The following is a 17,259-nucleotide window of genomic DNA, read 5'->3' as shown; positions in this document are numbered from 1 at the left end:
TTATCGCCTATTTCCGGGAAGAATACATGAAACGCATAGAACTGTCATTGACAGTTAAATCTGTCACGTTCTGTGCCTATTTTTTTATTTCTTTTTTAGATATTTTTTTCATCCCTTTCATTAATTTTTGAAAAAATATTCCGAAGATCGGTAATCAGGGAACTTCAATGGCCTCGCCAAGGGTAAAGGAGTAAATTATCCTCTCTTTTACCTTCTTATCAGTTATGCGCTCAAGAGCTTCCTGATAGTAATCAAGCTGAACCTTGTATCTGCTGACAAGCTCATCACCGGATCTGACCTTATCTGTTTTATAGTCAAGGAGAACGATGCCGTCATCCTCTTCAAACCACACGTCGATGATACCCTGAATAAGCACAAGCTCTTCCGAAGGAAGCTCTTTATCTATGCGGTCCGCAGGAACTCCCATCATGAACTGTGACTCTCTGTGGAGAAGGCCCCTTTCCATGGCTTCCTTCATACGAATGCCTACCTGGCTATTGCAAAATGCAGTGATATCCTCTGTATTTACGCAGTCTCCTGCACCGGCCGCCAGCATTCCGGTCTCTTCAAGGTATTCAATCCATTTATCCAGAGCCTTTTGCCTCTCGTCATAGCTTATGAATTTCTCATCTTTACTACCTGTAGAATCTTCTGCGCCTTGGAACATATCTGCGCCGGCTTCTTTAGTATCATAGATAAGCTCCATTATCTTATGGTAAACAGTACCTCTCTCTGCGCCAAATAGACTCTTATCCGCTGCTTTTACAAAGGAGGGCACAAGCTCATCATCGACATCTCCCAGGGCTGCCTTTGGAACTGCATCATGGACAGGCTCATCCTCTTCCATGTATGCCGCCTTTTTAAGCTCTGAAACAGTGGTTTTTACAAAAAGCCTGCCAAGATTCTCATAGGCATATTTTTCAAGGAACTGCTCCTTAAACTTTTCGGAAAGCGCCTTTTCATCTGCGCTTAGAACCGCTATATCCTTAAGCTTCATATCCACGCTTATGTCCTCTGAAAGCTCTGCCGCCTCAAGGTCATTTGCCGTGAATATCCTGAATCTGTAGGGCACAACGTAGCTGTTATCATCTCCTCGTATTGAGGAAACACTAATTCCGCATCTATCATCTACATCATCGCAGTCAGTCTCTGCCAGAGTGCACAGCTCCTTAAAGGAAGGATGTCTTGCCAGAGCCATCAGCAAAAGATCCTGATAACAGGCCGCCGTACTCCTTAAGAAAAACGGAAGAAGGTATGGCTGATTACCTTCTATGGCTTCGCGATTCCTGAACCTTAAAAGTGAAGAAAGCTTTGGTCCAAAATCAGTTGCCGTATGCTTTTCAGGGTTGCCAAGCTTCACAGCGCCTGTAAGGATAAGCTTTTCCTTTGCTCTTGTCATGGCAACATAAAGAATTCGCATCTCTTCGCCGAGGATATCCATTTTCATGGTCTCCTCCATCATGCGTTTTCTCAATGTCCTGTATAATATGCGCTTTTCAAGGTCTATGGCGTGGGTTCCTATGCCAAGCTCCATATCACTTACAACAGAATCATAGACATCTCTGTAATTGAAGCTCTTGGACATGCCTGCCACAAAACAGATGGGGAACTCAAGACCTTTACTTTTATGAATACTCATAAGCCTTACAACATCAGCGCTCTCATCAAGGGTTCCTGCTTCGCCAAAATCCACCTCGTATTTGCCAAGCTGCTCTATATATCTGACAAAATGGAAGACTCCGCGATAACTGGTTTTCTCGTAGGCAACGGCTTTCTCAATAAGCATATTAAGATTTGCACTTCGCCTCTCTCCTCCGGGAAGTGCTGCGCAGTACTCATAGTATCCTGTAATGTCATATATCTCTTTTAAAAGCTCATTAACAGGAAGGAACTGACTGTGATGCCGTAATTTAGTTAATAATTCTACAAATTCACGTATTTTGTTTTTGATATTTGTTGAGATTCCTACCGCTGCATCTCCGGCTTCTGTAGTATTAGCAGATCCATCAGCATCTGCAGGTGTCTCCTCAAGGCTTCTTTTCAGAATCTCATAAAAGCTGCCGCCAAGGAGAGCATCCTTCTTACGCCTTACATCAAAGGCCTTAATAAGTGCAAGGTCCTCATCATCAAAGCCTCCTATAACCGACTTCATGACACTTACAAGAGGAATATCCTGCATAGGATTACTTATAACCCTAAGGAGATTCAGTACTACCGCCACTTCTGTAGCTGAAAAGTAGCCTGCCTTGGACTCGATGTAGGCAGGAATTCCCATCTCATCAAAGACCTTCTTTATAATATCCTCAAAGCCGCTTGTGGCTCTCATAAGGATAACAATGTCGCTGTATTTAACCTTCCTAAAGCCTCCGTCCTTTGCGCTGACTACACCGTCAGCCATTAGCTCACGGATTCTGGCTGCGATCATTCTGGCTTCAAGCTCCCTTGAGCCATCCTTCTTTTCATCACCGGCATCCACAAACAGATACTCTGTGGCATATTCCTCAGGAGTCTCGGGCTTTTCAAAGGATGCCCCTGCAATAAGAGCTGCGTCCTCGTCATAGCCGACTTTTCCTAAGTCCTTACCCATTATCTGCTCGAAGATGTAGTTTACGCTGTCCAAGACTTCGCGTCTGCTTCTAAAGTTATTATGAAGGGATATTTTGCGCTCCTTAGCATCAGCTTCGCTGCCATAGCTATCCATTTTCTCCATAAAAATCTCAGGCCTTGCAAGGCGGAACTTGTAGATACTCTGCTTCACATCACCTACCATGAAGCGGTTATAATTGCCTGTTTCCTCCCCGGATATTACAGAGAGCAGCATCTCCTGAACATTGTTGGAGTCCTGATACTCATCTATCATGACTTCTTCATAGTAGTCACGATACTGCCTTGCTGCGTTTGTGGGCACGCATTTCCCATCCTCATACTTTACAAGAATCTGCAGGGCCAGATGCTCCATATCGCCGAAATCGATGATGCCCTTCTCTCTCTTTTTGGCATCGAATTTCTCCTTAAAGCTTATGGCAAGGTCAGCAAGCACTGCCACAGGCTCTTTGGCATAATTCATGTGCTGGCAAATTGTCTTTTTATCTTCGGTAAAGAATTTGTCCGCTAGCTCAGAAAGCTTCTTTTTCACATAATCTCTGTGACCCTTGGCGGCTTCCCTTTTATCTGCGTTTACAGAATCATCCTTTACAGGCTTAAGACGGTCAAAGTTCACATTAAGAAGAGCTGCCCTAAGTTCATCAAAGCTGCTGCCTGCCTTAGACCTTATAGCAGATACCATCTCCAGCTCTTTTTCCAGATAATCACCGTACATGTGGGGACCATCAGGCTCATTTGAAATATCAAGTGCCATCTGAAGCCTCATCTCGCACTCTTCAAGAAGCTTTGCAGTAAGCTCTTTACATTCTTTTACGAAAAAGACATTCTCAAAATCAGCTTCATCTATCTCATAGTCCTTTTTTCTCTGAAGAAGCCAGTCCTCAGGAAAAGGCATACTCATGGCATAGTTATAGAGATCCGTTATGAAATCCTCTATTCTGGTATCGTCCTTACCTGTGGAAAAATACTCGGTGCAGTTAAGAAATGCTTCGTCCCCCTCTGCGTACTTTTCCTCTAAAAGCTCCGCAAGAACATCCTGCATCAAAAGCTTCATCTCGCCTTCATCACCTACGCGGTATGAAGGATCAAGGCCGATCTCATTAAAATTGTTCCTAATAACATACTGACAGAAGGAATCAATGGTTGTTATCTGTGCGCCGTGGACAAGAGTCTCCTGCCTCTGAAGATGAGCATTTCCGGGGTCTTCCTCCAGCTTTTTGGATATTGCTTCAAGGATTTTGTCCTTCATGGATGATGCTGCTGCCTTGGTGAAGGTAACAACAAGAAGCCTGTCGATATCGATAGGCTTATCCCCTGTGATTCTTTGTATGATCCTCTCGACAAGTACTGTAGTCTTGCCGCTTCCTGCCGCAGCAGAAACAAGGACGTTTGAATTTCTTGCATCTATAACAGATTGCTGTTCTACGGTAAATCCCATTAGATCCCTCTTAGTTTTCTATATCTTCTGTCTTTATTTTTTCTAAAACCGCTTCATCTGAAAGCTTTGGAAGCTCTCTCTTGCAATAGCCCCTGATACCTTCATCAAAGCCGCACACTGAGCGGAAGCTGCAATAGGTGCAGGCACTTTTCCCGTCAAGCTCGTAAGGATTGATCTCCACATCTCCGGAAACGATGCTTCTTCCACTTTTCCTAATAAGCTTTTTCACATAGTCTGACACCTCTTCAAAATCAGCTCCCGGCATTACCTCTGAGCCTTTTGAAAAACTGCCGTCATTTTTGAATTTCACATGTATAACATCGGATTCTTTCCCGGGCTCATGGTCCAGGATATCCACAATCTCTCTGTTCTCCTGAATGATTCCGCTGGGTCTTAGTTCTTTCCTTACGATGGCATTGATCTCCTCATCACTTGGCTGCTCTGAAAAGTCCTTACCCTCAAGAACCGGGTCATTTATGTGATAGTAAAGGATAGCTGCAGGCACTATCTCTTTGCCGGGACGCCCGGCAGCCTCCATTCCTCTAGCCACATTCATGTACATAACAAGCTGCAGCTGAAGACCATAGTACAGTGCACAAAGATCAACCTTCTTATTACCTGACTTAAAATCGATTACCTTAACGTAGACGTGGTCTGCATCCTCATAGGTATCAACTCTGTCGATTTTACCAGTGAGCTTCATCTTTTTAAGGATTCTGCCCTTCTCATCCTCTGTAAGGTTCACATTTATGGCATCAATACTTCCTGCGCTGTCAAAAGTGGACTCTATGTATTTAGGCATAAATGAGCCCTTTTGCAGCTGATATTGCAGTGTATCAATGGAGCGATAAAGGATCCTCTTTATCCTTGCTTTAGATGCCTCGCCTCTCATGGTACTAGATAAAATACCTTCGCCGTACTCATCCGCATAGCTGTCAAAAACTTCATCAAGAATCTCTTTTCCCTGGTCCTCATCAAAGCTTGTCCAGGTAAGATTCCGCTCTGTAAGCTTCTTTGAAAAGCCCTCCAGAACGCCGTGGAAAACGTTACCAAGATCGGAGTAGTCAAAATCAAACTCTTCTCTTTCCTCAATGCCAAGTCCGTACCTGAGGAAATGTGCATAGGCGCACTGGGCAAATTTCTCAAGTCTTGATACCGAATTCACCAGAACATTTCCATATATCATTGAAGATACCGCATCGGAGAGAGGTCTGTGTCTGTAGCTAAAGCCTGCTGCCTGTAGCATCTTACTTATTCTTTTTTTATCTGCCACTCCCTTTTCATCAAGAGCTGCGTATAACGCCTTAAAACTGCTCTCCTGAGCCTCGTCCATATATCCATTCAGATATTTCTGGACATTCTCTGAAAAATATCCAAGAGCATTTTCAGAGGTGCTTAAGATCTCAGTGCCGCTTATCTGGGTAAATGAAAGTTCTTCCACATCAGGGAAAAAGCCCTTTATTTTTCCTATGATATAAGCAGGCCCTATGCTCTTGCCATCAGGCGTAAGATGTGAATAGGACAAAAGCAGCCCCTTTGACGGCTTTGTCAGGTTCATGTAAAGATAGAGCCTCTGAATATACATCTGCTGCCTTGGGGTAGGTGCCATCTCAATTCCTGTACCTGCATCCACAAGGAACTGTCTCTCAATATCAGAGATAATTCCGCCTGTGCCTGCGCCTTTGGGAATAAGGTCATCATTTACACCAAGGAAAAACAAATACTTAACCTCTTTAAGTCTTGTTCTCTCAATATCGCCCACAACTATTCTGTCAACGCTCTGAGGAATGGTACCAATCTCTATATCGCCAAAGCCCACTTCAAGGATCTCGAGATACTCATCCAGAGTGAGCTTTTCATCTGCCATAAGTATAGTTATCTGGTCAATGAGATTTATGACCTTTTTATAGATTACGGAGTATTCCTTGGCACGTATTTCATCCCCTGCGCTTCTAAAGGACTCCGCAAAGGCTTCCATCTTAGCTGCTGCTCCTGCGCCTTTTAAAAGCTCATAAACAGCCATGGAATAGCTAAGGGCGTTATCCTCTGCAGCATCAAAAACAGGAGAAAGAGACGCTACAACTCTTTCCCTAAGGGTATTTATGCCTTTTAGATATTCACTTCTAAGCTCATCCTTATCTTCGCGCTTTCTGAGCTTTTTATTTATGACTGAAGGGAGCCTTTTAAACTCGCTCTCCCAGGCTTTCCTTCCCCTGATTCCAAGTGCCATGACATAGTTTTCAAGAACGTCAATCTCATCATAGGTAAAATCAGGGATTCCGCTTCTAAGGTAGTGGAAAACAGCCTCATAGCTGTAGCCTGTGCTTGCAACTAAAAGAGCACTCTTTACAAACTCTATAAGGGGATTAAGCTTGATATTCCCGGTCTGATCAATATAAACAGGGATGCCGGACCTGGCTGCCTCTTCCTCAACCACCTTGGAGTATCTCTCGATATCGCCGCAGACTATGGCAAAATCCCTATAATGAAGGTCTTCTTCTTTTATCCTTTTTGATACACCTGCAAGAGCCATTCTAACTTCATTTCTCACATCATCTGCATCAAAAATCCTGATGCTTCCGGTTTTCCCCTGGTATGAAACCTTGCCGTATCTGAAAAGGTGCTGCTCCAAAAATGACAGCTCAGGGTTATCCGCATGCCTGCTCTTTTCATGGGGTTTTAGAAAAACATCGGTCCCATCTGATGCAGCCACTTCACAGCGGTAATCAGCCCACCTGTCAAAATCAGGGACAGAGCCGGGATCAAAGGCTTTTTCATTTTCATATTCAAGGCGCAAAATATCATGAACTGTTTTTTTACTTAATAAAAACAGCTCCTGCTCGGCGCTTTTATCATAAATGTATGGATTATCCTCCTGCCCGATTGTGCAGGTAAAAATGACCTCTGACGAAAGTCTTAGGAGCTCTCCTATAACCTGATACTGTATGGGAGTAAAGCCCGTAAAGCCGTCAAATACAATGACACTGCCGGGAATAAGCCCCGACTTATTAAGAGACCTGCAAAGAATCTCCATGGTCTCTTCCTGAGCAATAAAATCGCCCTTAATGTAATCCTTGAAGCCTGCGTAAAGGCGCTGAAGATCAGAGAGCTTAGCCTTGAGAGCACCCTTAGAATCCGAAGCTTCAATTAACAAGCCAAGATTCTCCGGGCTTATGCGATACTGCATAAACTCGGAGATCGTGGACTTAACTTCATCTATATATCCCATCTTGTGCATATTGCCGCCAATTACAGTAAGTTCATCTTCAAGCTTTTGCGACACGCGTCTTAGCACAAGACTTTTACCCATATCATCAAGGGTTTTCAAATTGTCCTCGCCCACTTCCTCAAATATCCTGTGGGATAATCTGGAAAAACTAAGGACATCTATATTCATGATGCCGTGCCTGGGATGGAGCTTTACGACATCCATCTGCGTCTGCATTGTAAACTGATCGGGAACAACTATCAGGTAATTTTTATCAGGCTCCCTGATACTTTTCTCAATGATATAGTCCTGCACAAAGCGGCTTTTACCAACTCCTGATGCACCAAATACAAAACGCAGCATATAGCCTCCAAAAGGATGTATTTGATCATTAATGATGGAAGAATCTCATGTGTGTAAATGCCATTACCATCTTATGATCATTAGCTGCCTGAATGACATTGTCATCTCTGACAGAACCACCAGGCTGTGCTACATATTTTACACCACTTCTTGCTGCTCTTTCAATGTTATCACCGAAGGGGAAGAATGCATCTGAACCAAGGGCTACGTCTGTGTTTTTAGCAAGCCATGCCTTCTTATCTGCATCTGTAAATACTTCAGGTTTTACCTTGAAAAGATTCTGCCATTTTCCATCTGCGAGAACATCCATGTAATCTGTTCCGATGTAAAGATCGATGGTGTTGTCTCTGTCTGCTCTCTTGATGTTATCAAGGAAAGGAAGCTCCAGAACCTGAGGTGCCTGTCTGAGGAACCAGTTGTCAGCCTTGCTGCCTGCAAGTCTTGTGCAGTGGATACGTGACTGCTGACCTGCGCCGATACCGATTGCCTGTCCGCCCTTTACGTAGCATACAGAATTGGACTGAGTATATTTAAGTGTGATAAGTGAGATGATAAGGTCCTTTTTAGCGCTGTCGGGAAGGTCCTTATTCTCTGTAACGATGTCAGCGAGCATCTCATCATTTATCTCAATATCGTTGTGTCCCTGCTCGAAGGTTACGCCAAATACCTGCTTTTTCTCAAGAGCAGCGGGCTTGTAGGAAGGATCGATCTTGATAACAGCGTAGTTGCCGTTCTTTTTAGCCTTAAGAATCTCTAAAGCTTCATCTGTATAGTCAGGAGCGATGATTCCGTCTGAAACCTCTCTTTTGATAAGGCGTGCTGTATCTGCATCGCAGGTATCAGAAAGGGAAATGAAATCACCAAAGGATGACATTCTGTCTGCGCCTCTTGCTCTTGCATATGCGCTTGCCATGGGAGAAAGCTCCGGAAGATCGTCTACCCAGTAAATCTTTTTCTCGATCGCGTTAAGAGGAAGTCCGATAGCAGCTCCTGCAGGAGATACGTGTTTAAAGGACGTTGCAGCAGGAAGTCCTGTAGCCTTTTTAAGCTCTGATACAAGCTGCCAGCCGTTAAAAGCATCAAGAAGATTGATATATCCGGGCTTGCCGTTAAGTACCTCTATAGGAAGATCTGTACCGTCCTCCATGAAAACTCTTGAGGGCTTCTGATTGGGGTTACATCCATATTTAAGTGCGAGTTCTTTCATCTGTCATTTCCTCCCTTAATTACTGATTCTTGTTTACGATACGTGTCTTGAACTGGCCGGTCTTGATGTCGATATAACGCACAAAAAGTGATACTTTATTGTCTTCGTTAAGTGACTCCCAAACCATGTCTGTGAATGTATCTATGTCGCCTGAGATCTCAACCTCTGTAGGCTCGCCTTCATAGCTGGGAAGCGGATTGCCATCTCCCATGTAGGTGTGGATGAAATAACCTGTGCCTGCTACCGGCTTGTCATAGGTGTAAGTAAATCTAAGGCAGCATGAGGGATCGTTATGATTGCTCTTTAAGATTGACATTGAAATATTGTACTCGCCGTCCTTGATGTGCATAAGACCTGAAATACGAGGTGTGTAGTTAGGAGCATCGGGCTCAAACTCTCTTGTTCTGAGAGCTTCCTCAAAGGACTGGCCTGCCTCCATAAGGTCGAAAATTGTATCTGTCTGATCACCGTTAGTAACGATGGTGTCGTTTCCTCTTACTCTTACAGGTGCATATATGATAAGGCTGGGATCCTCAAGCTTTGCAGGATCAAAGGCCTCTGTTCTGATTCCGTCACCCATTGTGGCGAAAATACGATTTCTGCTGTTCTCACTTCTTCCCATGATGAAATATGCAGTTACAGCATACTTGCCATCTGAACTTGTGCCGATGACGATTCCGCGTCCCGGATATGAATTGGATCTGAGTTCTTTTGCTAAATTAACCATTGTCTCTCCTTAAAAATGTACTAAAAAACCGCCTGAGCATACCTAATCAAGCGGCTGCCCAGACGGTCGACAATTCAATATTCATCGTACTCCCCTGTGGTATTCCACAAATCCGTCAGTCGTACGACACATATAATTTACACGATATTTTTTTAATTTGCAATACCAAAAACTGCCAGGCGAACAATAAATAAAAGCAGCAGATGCAGCGGATAAAATGCGTATACCACATACTTGTAATTGCCTTTAATAAAGCCTCTTTCGCCGTTGTAAAAATAGATCAGTATGAAGGCCGGCAGGGCCCAGGCTTCTCCGCCCATGTTTGATAAAAATACATATCCAAAAATACTGGCAAGAAGCGGCTGATTCCTGAATATGAAAAATATGGCTATGAGAGTCACTCCCCAAAAGCTGTAATCGGATCCGATCTTCCATGCTATCATGGAGCCCACCGCAGCGGGCATATAGTAAAGGAGCATATACAAGGGATTACTTACAGTAAAGCCAAAAAACGCAAACTCATTCTCATCAAAGAATCTCTCCTCGATAAGCTTCATCATCCAAATAACAAGAAGCCCTATCATCAGCGTGAAAAAGACGTTGGTATTACTTCCTGCCTTTTCCCAGTTTTCCTGCAATAGCTGAATGACATTTGGATTAGCAACGTCCACTCTCACCTTGAATAAAATATCAAAGAACAGCTCCGAGATTATGCTAAAGATGGCCATGTTCAGAACATATTTCCTTAAGTTCTTTGTGTGAAAGAGTCCCTCTACAAGAAGGAAGCAGAATATCGGAAATGACTGTCTTCCGATATGTCTCATCCAGTCATAGACATCTATAATCTGTTCTCTGTCCATGCCAAAGGGATACATTCCTCCCCTTATCATGTAGAGCAAAACTCCTGCTGCCACATGATCGATAAACATTGTGACTATGGCTATTATCTTGAGAGTACTCGATGATATGAAACTGAATTTTCGCTGAAATATATCAAACATATACCGTAACCAACATCCGTTATTTAAGATTTAGTAATATTTTTTTCATAGATACATAATTGAACGAAATAACATTTGTAGCTTATAATCAGCTTAAGAATACGGCACTGTAGCCATTTTTAAGGAAGGCATCAAAATGCTAAACCCATGCTTTATGGCATCAATCACACTGATAAATATCATATATGATGCGATCATAATCATAGCTGAGCTGATGTTCATGCTTGTATTCGTTCGCTTTGTATTCTTCAATGGTGAATGGAAGGAGTATTCGCTGTTTGCAAAAATCCTTACCATTATATTCACCATATTTGTGCTGCTCATTTTAGTGGCGATATTCCTGACCGTAATGCGGGTGGACTAAATAAAGATTAGGGCAGAGCCATAAAAGGCTCTGCTTTTTTGTTTCATAAAAGCGCTCCGCATTATTCAAAGATCGCAAAGGACTGAGGACCAAGTACAAGAGCGTCATCAGTTAAATCCGCTGTTCCAATTCCATAAACAAGATTGCCCTTTATTTCTCCTTCTTTAGCGAGAATATCGGCGCAGTCTTTTCTATTTACCTTCTCTTCCTTCTCGCCGGGATTAACTGCAATTACAAGGCTTCCTCTTTTATAGATAAAGGACCTCTCACCTTCTTTTGCATAGACAACCCGGAAATCGGCATCTGCCTGAAGGTCCTCTCTGTCATGTCTGAGGGCTATTATACTACGAACTGTGTGAATAAGCGAGTCGGCATCTGCCTCAGCAGTACTTACTGTGGGAGCATCAGCTGAAGCGTCTACAGGAATGTAAAGCTTATCACCATCAGCATCTGAAAAGCCATAGTTTTTCGCAGACTTATCCCACTGCATGGGCGAACGGGAGCCTGTTCTTTGGAAGCCGCCCTCTTTTGTCTTTACATTCTCAAGATATCTCATGCCGATTTCGTCGCCGTAATAAAGGAACGGAACTCCGGGCATTGTGAAAATAAAGGAATATGCCACTTTAAGCTCAGCAATGTCCATAGTCTTGGTGCATCTTGGTGTGTCGTGGTTACAGGTTATGAAGCTGATATAACCGTACTTTTTGGAGTTCTCGTACTTGTGCTCATAATCAGCAAGGAATCTCATGGGGCTGTCGCCGCCATCTTTTTTGAAATAGCTGTGGTCTCCGCCCTCTGTCTCACCATCTCTGAAAAGAACGTTAAGACCATTTCCGTGATGATCAAGATAAAAGTCAGCATGGAAGCCGTATTTAAGGGCGCACTCGGGATTACTCCACTCAGATACAAGAGCCGCTTCGGGATAGTCCTTATCAAGCATTTCTCTGATATTCTGCCAGATAGCACCTGTTGCGCTCTTTACTTCATCATCCTCTTTTACAAGAGAATCAGCCATATCTACGCGGAAGCCATCGCAGCCCTTATCAAGCCAGAAGCGCATGATATCCTTCATGGCTTCCCTTGTGGCTATGCAGTCAGGGTGATCAGTTGGCATCTGCCAGGGCTCTGTGCGGTTAAGAACGCCGTAGTTTAGAGCCGGCTGACACTTAAAGAAGTTCAGCATATAGCAGCCATCTCTCTCAGCCTCGCCGCCGATATAGGGGTGTCCACCGATTCCGCAGAAGGCACCGTTTGTCCAGATATATCTGTTCCATAAATCGTTGGGCTCATATTCGCAGCTTTTCTTAAACCACTCATGCTCCTCTGATGTATGTCCCGGAACCAGGTCTAAAAGAACTTTTATACCCTTTTTATGTGCTTCCTCAAAAAGACGAACCAGATCGTCGTTTGTGCCGTATCTCTCTGCTACCTTCTTATAATCTCTTACGTCATAGCCCGCATCCTTAAATGGTGAATCATAGATGGGGTTAAGCCACAGCGCATTGGCACCAAGATTCTTTACGTAATCAAGCTTTGTGATGATACCCTCGATATCACCTATTCCATCGCCATTTGTATCACAAAATGACTGGGGATAAATCTCATAAAAAACTGCATCCTTTAACCAAGCCGGCATATTTTGTTCCTCCCTTTGTGTGTTAGTTTTACCAGTATTTTCGCTTCGGAAAACGTTTTTCTTATTTGCTTTATTTATATTAGCAGATAGGACAGGCATATTCCATAACAAAATAAGGCGCCTTATCTACTGCTCGGTGTTCTCATGCTATAAATAATATCTTAAAAGATGCTAAACATTTGATTAAACCAAACAAGGCTCAGGCTTTTCATTCTATAATTGATTGCAGCCAATATGATCGATATTTGGTTCAAAAAGATGTTGGAGGATATAAAATGAATAAACGAATTCTTGCAATTTTACTTGCAGCCACTATGGTCGTGGGAAGCGGCTGTACTTCGCCTGCCAATGACGGGGCTACCGGCGGTACTGAAGAAACTGCCTCGGAATCCGCGGACACAAACGAAGCGGATTCCGATACTAACGATGTTGCTGAAAGTGAAGCCGACTCTGAAGAGGGTGATGCTGCAAAAGCCAGTGCTGATGATGAAGCCGAAGTTTCTGCAGATTCAAGCGAAAAGACATCCTCATCCGATATGGTCGTTGGCGAGACCTATCACGGCTTTAAACTTAATGATATCTACTCCAGCCGTCTTCTCAGCTCTGATCTATATACCTTCAAGCATGAAAAAAGCGGTGCTGATCTGATCTACACCAAAAATTCCGATCCGGAAGTTTCTTTTTGTATTGCCTACAAAACTCCCTATATAGATGAAACTGATACGAACCATGTTTTCGAGCATGCTATAATTGCCTCCTCTGCTAAATATCCATCCCAGGATCTTTTCTTCGATCTTGCAAACAAATCCTATAATACGTATATAAACGCCCATACAGGTATGAACGTCACATTCTATCCGGTTTCATCCATGAGCCAGGATCAGCTTATGACCCTGATGGATGCATACATGAGTTGTATGGTTGCCCCGGATATTTTGAAAAATGAAAAGATTTTTGACAGAGAAGCGATCAGATTCGAACTGGATGATCCTGATGGTGACATTGGAATCAATGGTACGGTTTATGCTGAGGATTACGGCTTTTTAACTGATACCGGCGATGTCTCCCTCAATTTTGTTCTTGATAATATGTTCCCCGGTCAGATAGCCTCCAATATGATCGGTATGGCTGAGTATCACTACGATGATCTGACCTACGAACATACACTTGAGACCTATGAAAGATACTATCATTTCGACAATAGTCTTATTTCTCTCTACGGCGACCTGGATATCGACAGATTCTTAGAATTTTTGGATACGGAATATCTGTCAAAATATGAAATAAACGGAACAGACCTCAGTCAGTATGAAGATCCACATGCAGAGGACGGATATGTTGAAAAGGTCGAGTATATCCCCGCTTATGAAGGTGATTCTGTAGAGGACAGCGGAATCATTTATTATGGCATCGATATGGAAGATGCTACTGATGATGAACTTATTCAGTGGAATCTTTTAACGTCACTGATCAATAATAACTCATCCTGCATGAATAAAAAGCTGCTTGAAGATGGCATTTCTAATCCTGTTTTTGTCCAAATAGCTACAGATACAGCAAAACCAATGCTTCTGTTTTCCATGGAATACGCCAATGAAGATCAGATGCAGACTCTTAAGGATATAGCTGAATATACTCTTTCAGAAATTTCCAAAAACGGAGTTCCGAAGGAAATCTTTGAAGCAGATGTTAAGGAAGAAGAACTTAACACTGTTTTCATGAGAGATGCAGGAAATGTCGGAGTAGAATTAAGCGATGTCTATAACGTTTATTGGGTAAGAACCGGTAGAGTTGACTATTTTAAACAATATGAAAGTGTTCTTGAGGCCCTTATCGCGGATGAGGAGCAACAGACCTTTAAAAAGCTTGCAGAATCTGTTCTTACACCTGCAAGAAGCATACTTATTGCCTGCGTGCCAAAGCCCGGCCTTGCTGAAGAGTTTGATCAGAAATTACTTGATTACCTGGCAGATAAAAAAGCCAAGATGACTGATGAAGAAATACAGGAATTAGTACAAAAGACCAAAGAATTCAATGAGTGGAATCAGAATGAGCTTTCAAATAACGATTTCCAAATGGATCTTAAGGATCTTCCGGAATATGAAACACCATCATTAGAGAAAAGAGAAGAAAACGGCATCACATATTATCTTGGAAGCGTTGATGCAGCAAAAGGCGGCTGCTATGATATCTACTTTGATCTCAGTAACCTGACCAAGAAAGAAATCGGCGCCCTTATGCTTTATACCAATTTCATCTTTGAAGCTAATACCTCGAAATACAGTACCGATGAGCTTTCGCTTCTTGACAGCGAGTACCTGAACAACTTCTCTGTTTCCCTCTTACACCCCAATGAAGAGGCAGGAAAAAATCACAGGCCAATGCTGGATATTTTCTGGAAGGGATTAAATGAGGACTTTGATAAGGCTCTTGATCTTGTTATGAATGTAATGACTGAAACAGATTTAAATGACAGCCAGGATATCAAGTATGTCATTTCCCGTGACCGTGAAGCCTATAACCTTGCAAAAGCCGATGCGTATTCTTTGGCAAACTCCTACTCACAGGCATCCGGAACGACCACTCTTGCCGACACACAAAAATTCTCTCTGGATATTTATGATGCAGGATTCTATGACTACATATCTGAACTTGATAAAAATTTAGACAATGATGAAGCTTATAATTCTTTTATAGCCGATGTTGAATCAGTAAGAAAAAAGGCCTTTACAAAGACAAATCTCATTTTCTCATCTGTAGCAGACAAGACAGAAAATGAGGAAGTAGTAAAGACCGCAGCAAAGGTTTTTGAAGTTCTTCCTGAAAGCGAAGAAAGTGCAGAAAAATATGAGCTGCCCGTACCTGCTCTCAGAACAGGAATAATTGTTGAAACTACTCAGAACCATACTGTTCTTGATGCAGATTTCAGAAATGATGAAAACTTCCGGGGCGCATACATACCTTTCCTTTATGCAGCCAGTGATAAATATGTAGTTCCCACTCTAAGATTCCGGATGGGTGCTTATTCAGCGGGTTGTTATTCCACAACAAGGTGCTATGATCTGACTTCTTATACATATTCAGATCCTAACGTAAAGGAATCCGTTGAAGCGCTTTTAGAGATTCCTGAATTTCTCAAAACCGCCACTCTGGATGAGGCCGATTTTACAGGCTATATTCTGAATGCATACGGTGAAGATACCAAAGCCACCGGTATCTGGAGTGATACTGTCAAACGAATCAGAAGAGACATTCTGGGAGTTGATGAGGAGCTTTATTTAGAGACGGTAAATGATATAAAAAATTCCAATACCGGCATGCAGGCTGAGGCTACTGAAAGCTTAGAAAAGCTCTTTAAAAACGCATCTATGGCAACTTCAGGTAATGAAGCAAAGATCAATGCCGACAAGGATGCCTTTGACGAAGTTTTGAATTTCAAGAATAATTAATGCCTATAATCTGATATCCGGTGAGGCAGCACTTTCTGTGCTGCCTCATCAGTTACAAGCATCAAAAAGGACTTCATTACTTATTAAGTGTAAGTGATGGAGTCCTTAAAACATTTCTCTGAATCCTTTGTAATTGTCACTGCTTGGAATTCTGTGTATGGCAGTATCCGCAAATACATTTGCTTTTAGCAGATCCTGTTTATCCGGATGCCGCCGTCCCTCATCGAAGATTGTCAGCAGGCTGTCCAGCTTTTCATCATCATATCTGCCCCGAAGCTCTTCGTATCTTTCCCTGATCTGCACAGGCATACTGCCCTGGCAAAAATAACCGCCAAGATAATGGTTATCCTCAGGCAGCCACAGAGTTCCGATCTGTTCTATCTGCCTGTAATATGCCTGGTCATTTCCAAGTCCGCAGGTTCCAAAGAAAGCCACATTTTTATTATGAAGTGATGTAATAAGATCGATTATTTCCAGGGAGCAGGTCCCTCTGTTTGCCCAATACCCGATAAAATAGGTCTCTGCGTCGTGTCTGCCATTCCAGCTTCTGACGTTAAGTTCCTCCTTTGAATCGGAAGGAAGCGCCTGGAAAATCTCGTCCGCTATCTTTTTAGTATTCCCTGTTTCACTGGCGTACACGACTAAGTATTTAAGCATCTTACCCTCAAATTACGTCCGCTTTACAAACTCCCTGCCGCACTTCGGACACCTGATGGCAACCTTGCCTTTTCCCCGCGGAATTCTGATCTTCTGTCCGCATCCGGGGCATTTATATATGTGATACGCCTTATGCCCGGTAAACTTATCTTTTATACCGGTAAAAAAGCCGATCACCTTATCAGTGTGTTTTACGAAAAACTCATTTTCTTTGTATCTGGCAGGTATATTTTTGGAAAACATCCGAAAATAACAATAAAAAAGTATTATAAAGGCCACATAATACAATAAACTAAGGGGCGATATGAAGGATAAAACCAGCATGATAACAGCTATCACAACCATAACTCTGGTCATTCTGTCAGAGCCATAGGCGCCGTATCTTCCCCGGAAAAACCTATAGAGAAAATCTTTCACTATTGTTTAATCTCCTTTTAAAAATAGATAAATCCCCTCACTTACCACAGAGTATAGGTTTTGTAGGTTGAAAAAGCAATTAACGGGCTATAAATCATTCTTAAAAAATCATTAATGGCTTATTTCTGCATTCTAAAGACCTATTATTTTTTCCTTTATAATTGTGAAAGTGGTATAATTGAATGCGT

General features: G+C 42.6%; 10 protein-coding genes and 1 riboswitch. Of the genes, 2 read left to right on the top strand and 8 right to left on the bottom strand.

Translation table 11 applies throughout. From position 1 onward, the window contains the following. Positions 1 to 154: 154 nt before the first annotated feature. The 5 genes from addA to G603_RS0100180 form a co-directional block, all read right to left on the bottom strand. Positions 155 to 4,042, bottom strand: coding sequence for a helicase-exonuclease AddAB subunit AddA (addA, locus tag G603_RS0100200; RefSeq protein WP_026668930.1), 3,888 nt, complete (start codon positions 4,040 to 4,042; stop codon positions 155 to 157). 10 nt (positions 4,043 to 4,052) lie between these two features. After that, positions 4,053 to 7,613 (bottom strand): PD-(D/E)XK nuclease family protein, encoded by a 3,561-nt coding sequence (locus G603_RS0100195; RefSeq protein ID WP_035791501.1) that lies wholly within the window; start codon positions 7,611 to 7,613, stop codon positions 4,053 to 4,055. Between the two features lie 28 nt (positions 7,614 to 7,641). Then, positions 7,642 to 8,820 carry a phosphoribosylaminoimidazolecarboxamide formyltransferase gene (locus tag G603_RS0100190; RefSeq protein ID WP_026668928.1) on the bottom strand — a complete coding sequence of 393 codons (1,179 nt, stop codon included), beginning with the start codon at positions 8,818 to 8,820 and terminating at the stop codon, positions 7,642 to 7,644. A 19-nt stretch (positions 8,821 to 8,839) separates the two neighbouring features. Continuing rightward, positions 8,840 to 9,547 (bottom strand): IMP cyclohydrolase, encoded by a 708-nt coding sequence (locus G603_RS0100185; RefSeq protein WP_026525638.1) that lies wholly within the window; start codon positions 9,545 to 9,547, stop codon positions 8,840 to 8,842. 49 nt (positions 9,548 to 9,596) lie between these two features. Continuing rightward, positions 9,597 to 9,680, bottom strand: a riboswitch (ZMP/ZTP riboswitch). A 19-nt stretch (positions 9,681 to 9,699) separates the two neighbouring features. Continuing rightward, positions 9,700 to 10,548, bottom strand: a complete 849-nt coding sequence (locus G603_RS0100180) for a TraX family protein (protein WP_081669762.1) — start codon at positions 10,546 to 10,548, stop codon at positions 9,700 to 9,702. Positions 10,549 to 10,684: 136 nt separating this feature from the next. On the opposite strand from G603_RS0100180, the gene G603_RS0100175 reads away from it, so the two are divergent. Continuing rightward, positions 10,685 to 10,912 carry a hypothetical protein gene (locus G603_RS0100175; protein ID WP_026525640.1) on the top strand — a complete coding sequence of 76 codons (228 nt, stop codon included), beginning with the start codon at positions 10,685 to 10,687 and terminating at the stop codon, positions 10,910 to 10,912. Between the two features lie 61 nt (positions 10,913 to 10,973). Here G603_RS0100175 and G603_RS0100170 read toward each other — a convergent pair whose 3' ends face one another. After that, positions 10,974 to 12,548: an alpha-amylase family glycosyl hydrolase gene (locus tag G603_RS0100170; RefSeq protein ID WP_026668925.1), complete on the bottom strand. Its 1,575-nt coding sequence runs from the start codon at positions 12,546 to 12,548 to the stop codon at positions 10,974 to 10,976. A gap of 275 nt (positions 12,549 to 12,823) precedes the next feature. Here G603_RS0100170 and G603_RS0100165 point away from each other — a divergent pair, with 275 nt between their 5' ends. Continuing rightward, positions 12,824 to 15,997 (top strand): insulinase family protein, encoded by a 3,174-nt coding sequence (locus tag G603_RS0100165; RefSeq protein WP_026668924.1) that lies wholly within the window; start codon positions 12,824 to 12,826, stop codon positions 15,995 to 15,997. 105 nt (positions 15,998 to 16,102) lie between these two features. On the opposite strand, the gene bilS is transcribed toward G603_RS0100165, so the two are convergent. Both bilS and G603_RS0100155 read right to left on the bottom strand, forming a co-directional pair. Then, positions 16,103 to 16,654 (bottom strand): flavodoxin family protein BilS, encoded by a 552-nt coding sequence (gene bilS, locus G603_RS18640; protein ID WP_035791497.1) that lies wholly within the window; start codon positions 16,652 to 16,654, stop codon positions 16,103 to 16,105. 12 nt (positions 16,655 to 16,666) lie between these two features. Further along, positions 16,667 to 17,071, bottom strand: coding sequence for a hypothetical protein (locus G603_RS0100155; RefSeq protein ID WP_026668923.1), 405 nt, complete (start codon positions 17,069 to 17,071; stop codon positions 16,667 to 16,669). Positions 17,072 to 17,259: the final 188 nt, after the last annotated feature.

This window comes from Butyrivibrio sp. AE3006 (genome assembly GCF_000424165.1).
Classification (GTDB): Bacteria; Bacillota; Clostridia; order Lachnospirales; family Lachnospiraceae; genus Butyrivibrio.
The sequence above is the reverse complement of the archived record's forward strand: the minus strand, read 5'-3'. Positions and strand labels throughout refer to the sequence as shown.

Coding starts and splice junctions, on each gene's coding strand:
- addA (WP_026668930.1), bottom strand. CDS start 4,042: ATGGGATTTACCGTAGAACAGCAATCTGTTATAGATGCAAGAAATTCA.
- G603_RS0100195 (WP_035791501.1), bottom strand. CDS start 7,613: ATGCTGCGTTTTGTATTTGGTGCATCAGGAGTTGGTAAAAGCCGCTTT.
- G603_RS0100190 (WP_026668928.1), bottom strand. CDS start 8,820: ATGAAAGAACTCGCACTTAAATATGGATGTAACCCCAATCAGAAGCCC.
- G603_RS0100185 (WP_026525638.1), bottom strand. CDS start 9,547: ATGGTTAATTTAGCAAAAGAACTCAGATCCAATTCATATCCGGGACGC.
- G603_RS0100180 (WP_081669762.1), bottom strand. CDS start 10,548: ATGTTTGATATATTTCAGCGAAAATTCAGTTTCATATCATCGAGTACT.
- G603_RS0100175 (WP_026525640.1), top strand. CDS start 10,685: ATGCTAAACCCATGCTTTATGGCATCAATCACACTGATAAATATCATA.
- G603_RS0100170 (WP_026668925.1), bottom strand. CDS start 12,548: ATGCCGGCTTGGTTAAAGGATGCAGTTTTTTATGAGATTTATCCCCAG.
- G603_RS0100165 (WP_026668924.1), top strand. CDS start 12,824: ATGAATAAACGAATTCTTGCAATTTTACTTGCAGCCACTATGGTCGTG.
- bilS (WP_035791497.1), bottom strand. CDS start 16,654: ATGCTTAAATACTTAGTCGTGTACGCCAGTGAAACAGGGAATACTAAA.